This is a genomic window from Faecalicoccus acidiformans (assembly GCF_014202635.1).
Taxonomy (GTDB): domain Bacteria; phylum Bacillota_I; class Bacilli_A; order Erysipelotrichales; family Erysipelotrichaceae; genus Faecalicoccus; species Faecalicoccus acidiformans.
On sequence record NZ_JACHHD010000003.1, the window covers coordinates 133,887 to 137,917 of the forward strand.

Consider the following 4,031-nt stretch of genomic DNA (forward strand, 5'->3'; position numbering starts at 1 on the left):
GAACACAGGCTATAAATTTGTTGGATGGTATGAAAACGGTAAGAAAGTGGAAGAATTCCCAGAAACTGTCACAGCGGATCATACCTATGTAGCAAAATTTGTGCGTAACTTTGATGATCCAACCCATAAAATTACAGTTAATCCATATGATGATGAATATGATGGAACTGCGCACAATGTAACTGTTAATGGTACGATTGATGGAGATGTTGTTACATATTCAACATCTGAAGATAAAGATTCTTTTAAACCAGCTGATGAATTCTCTTTCACTGACTTTACAGACGGTGAACAAACGGTTTATGTAAGAGTTCAAAATGGCAGTGCTGAAATTGTAAAACCATCTTATGTAAATATCACTAAGAAAACAATTACTGTTACGACACTTGATGCTACCAAAGTATTCGATGGTACTCCTTTAACAAATGCAAATGGTGCTAATGTTGAAGGAATCATTGAAGGTGAAACTTATGATTTTAAAGTAACAGGAAGCCAGACTATAGCAGGTGAATCTTCAAATAACTACACACTGACGTTTGCTGAAGAAGGAAATGAATACACTGCTAAGGCTATGAACTATGAGATTTTTGAAGATCTAGGAACTTTGACAGTGACTAAACAATCTATCAATCCAGAAGATCCTGATGATCCTTCATCTTATAAGAATGTAACAGTTAATAATCCTTCTGACGTAACATATGATGGAAATTCTCATCAGTGGAAACCAACAGTTACTTCTGGCAATACGACATTGACTGAAGGTACAGATTATACTGTAACTTACAGTACAACTGATTTCACAAATGTAACTGGTACAATCACTGTTACTATTAAAGGTACTGGAAATTATCGTGGTACAGTCACTCGTACATACCAAATCAACCCACGTGCTATCACATTGACATCTGCTGGCGGAACCAAGACTTATGATGGAACTGCCTTGACAAATGGCACTGTAACTCTTACAGGAGAGCTGGTAGATCCAAGCGATATCACATATCGTGCAACCGGTACACAGACAGAAGTAGGAAGCTCACTGAACACGATCGAAGTCAACTATGCAAGTGATCAGATGAGAAATAACTATGAAGTAACACTGGTTACTGGAACATTGACAGTTAATGCAGCACCAGTCGTACCAGATGATGACGATGATGATACACCAACGACTCCAACCACACCAGGCGGAGGAGAAGGAACCGGTACAACTCCTACAACAGGAGGACCTGTGGCAGCAGCAGACGATGATGCAGATGCCGAAGACGAACCGGAAGAAGAGGAAGTCGAAGATGAAGAAACTCCATTATCGGATGGTGAAGAAGACGTCGATGAAGGCAAGACACCGTTAGCCAAGATCGATGTATGGGCACTGATCAACCTGATTGCGGCAATCATCACAGTATTGTTTGGACTGATCCTGCTGTTATCGAAACGTCATAAGAACGATGACGAAGAAGATGAAGAAGAAAGACAAGCAAGAATCGAACGCGGAGAAGAGAAAGAACAAGAACAGAAACGCGGATGGATCTGTAAAGTTCTGGGCGTACTCGTAGCGATCGGATCGGTAGTTCTCTTCATCCTGACAGAAGATATGAGTTTGCCGATGGCAATGACAGACGAATGGACGATCTGGATGATCATCATTGCGGTGGTAGAACTAGTATTACTGTTAGTAGGACGTCATTGGAAAGATGTAGATGACGACGAGGAAGAACAGGCACAAGCATAACAAACCTCAAATAAGGTGAGGGTCGAAAGACCTTCGCCTTTCTTTGTATTGGAATGATTGATTATGAAAATGAAAATATTATGGCGCTTTAAATTCTGTTGGGGTTTTCCAAAATTCAATTTAAATCAAATTGGGGTGATTTCACCCCAATTTGTTTTTAAAGGCTCGATTCTATGTATTTCGGTAATTTAATTTATCGTGTAGTTTTGAAAAATTGATCTTTAATTTATCGTGTGGGTGAATTAAGAGAAAAGTGAAGGAATAGACCTTTATCACAGGTCATAAATCCTTCACTTTTAATATGCCAAAGAGTATGAATCTTTCTATTTCTTTTTGTAGTTTCCTCTAGGTTTGCCTGGACGTTTTAGAGACTGCAGAAAACCTGTGACCTTATACATGACAGTATCATTCAGAGCGTAAATCAAACGGTTCCTAAAACGTGCAAAATTGGAGATCCCGCGGCTAACTGTAATATGAGCGGTGATCTTACCATTGATATTCTCCGAAAGTGCATTGGATAGCTTTCTGTCGTTATATGGCTTATGAAAAGAATGTATGATCTCTTCTTCCCATGTATACATCATATTGATAATTGGATCGTATTCAGGAATATTGGCTTTACAGAATTCCATGAGTAATTGTTCCAGTTTTTCTCTCGCATTTTCACATGTTGCGTTTCTATTGAATTCTCTGTACTTTTCTTTTAACCGATATGCTTTCGTAAGCTGGGAGTTGAGTTCCAGTATCATATTAAACAGATCCCGATAGTTTAGTTTTGTCTGAAATCTATGGTTATACCTGGGTTCGTTATCCAGATTATAATCGGACTCCAACAGCTTGTGCCATTTCTTCAAGAGATAATATCCGTTTGAGTCATAATCGAAAGAATTCATGATTCGAATTCTTACCTTTGTAAAGGCAGAACCAATATTTTTGATTACATGGAACGGATCGACAGCGATGACACAGTTGGGAAATACAGAATGGGCAACATTCTTATAGGATTCCCACATATCGATGGTGACATATTTAACTTGCCTTCTTTCTTCGATTGGAATATTTAAAAAGTATCTTTTTAAATACTCCGATTTACGGGAAGGAAGAACTTCCAAAAGACGTCTGCCTACATTATCAACAATGATACACAGATAGGTATTGTTCCTGTTGGAAAGAACAGGCGAATGATATTCATCGATACCGATCGATTCAGTTAATTTCTGTCTGGGTACTATGATCCAACTATCGGCGTATCGTTGAACCGTCGTTACAGAAGTATGATGTCTTTGGGCAATATTCAAATAAGTGTAATCCAGGTTCCTTAAGTCAATCATGATCCTTCGGATTTGTGAATAACTTTCAGAGATCCCGGTAAAGGTGAACGGGTTATCCTCCATAATTGTTTTTCCGCAACGTTTACATTTATAGCGTCGGGCAGACCAGATGATATTGCCGTCAAAGTCGAGAATAGTGGGGTTATGAATGACCTATCTATGCTTGCCGTGGGATATCATTGGATGATTACAGATAGGGCAAGAGACAGAAGTGAGCTTTAGAGTGATATAGATGTCAAAAGAATTAACATGCCTTTGAATCCGTGATGATTCAATGTCGTCAGGATTCAGATTGAGCATAGCTGTGATATAATTTAAATCAGGAATAGAAATTCCTCCCTTCGTATAAATTCTCTTTGGCGATTGAATTATATACTGAAGGGAATTTTTTTGTACGAAAAAGGGCACCCACACGAAAAATTAAAGATGCCCCCAAGTGCCCACAGGATAAATTAGAGAGTGCCCACACCCACACGAAAAATTAAAGCGCCTGTATTTCTCCATAACGATTCTCAGTTTGATTTTTTATATTTTCCTCTTGGTTTTCCTTTTCGTTTGATGACTCTTTGTTTCTTATTTGGCGAATATCTTTGACTATGATTCTGAGAGTACATGATCTTGTTCCGCGCTCTCTCAAAGTTCACAAATCCATTCGCATTGAAAAGAATCTTCTTTATATAGGAATTCTTTCCTTCAACAGGTCCGTTAGATACTCTCTTTCCATCTACCCATATAAACGAATTCAATATCTCTGTCTTCCATTCGTTGAGTGTCTTTCCACATTTGACCATCTGTATGATTCCGGATTCGATACAGTTTAGGATCAGACGATCCAGTTCTTTTTCTTTTTCCGGTCTTCCGGTATATGTTTCTTCAGTGATCTGATTGAAATCAAAATACTGTTCTTTCAGCTCATAAGCTTTTTTCAAATTTGAATCAATATTTAGTATAGTCTTCACGATCTCCCGTTC

3 protein-coding genes are annotated in these 4,031 nt (G+C 38.4%); 1 reads left to right on the plus strand and 2 read right to left on the minus strand.

Going from position 1 to position 4,031, the window contains the following annotated elements:
• On the plus strand, positions 1-1,729 hold a 1,729-nt coding region (locus HNQ43_RS02470), incomplete at its 5' end, for an FILTED domain-containing surface protein (protein ID WP_483400919.1).
• Between the two features lie 323 nt (positions 1,730-2,052).
• On the opposite strand, the gene HNQ43_RS02475 is transcribed toward HNQ43_RS02470, so the two are convergent.
• Both HNQ43_RS02475 and HNQ43_RS02480 read right to left on the minus strand, forming a co-directional pair.
• A complete protein-coding gene (locus tag HNQ43_RS02475; protein WP_183374448.1) occupies positions 2,053-3,210 on the minus strand; it encodes an ISL3 family transposase in 1,158 nt (385 codons plus the stop codon).
• Positions 3,211-3,572: 362 nt separating this feature from the next.
• Positions 3,573-4,031: transposase (locus HNQ43_RS02480; RefSeq protein WP_183374436.1), on the minus strand; the 459-nt coding region annotated here is incomplete at its 5' end.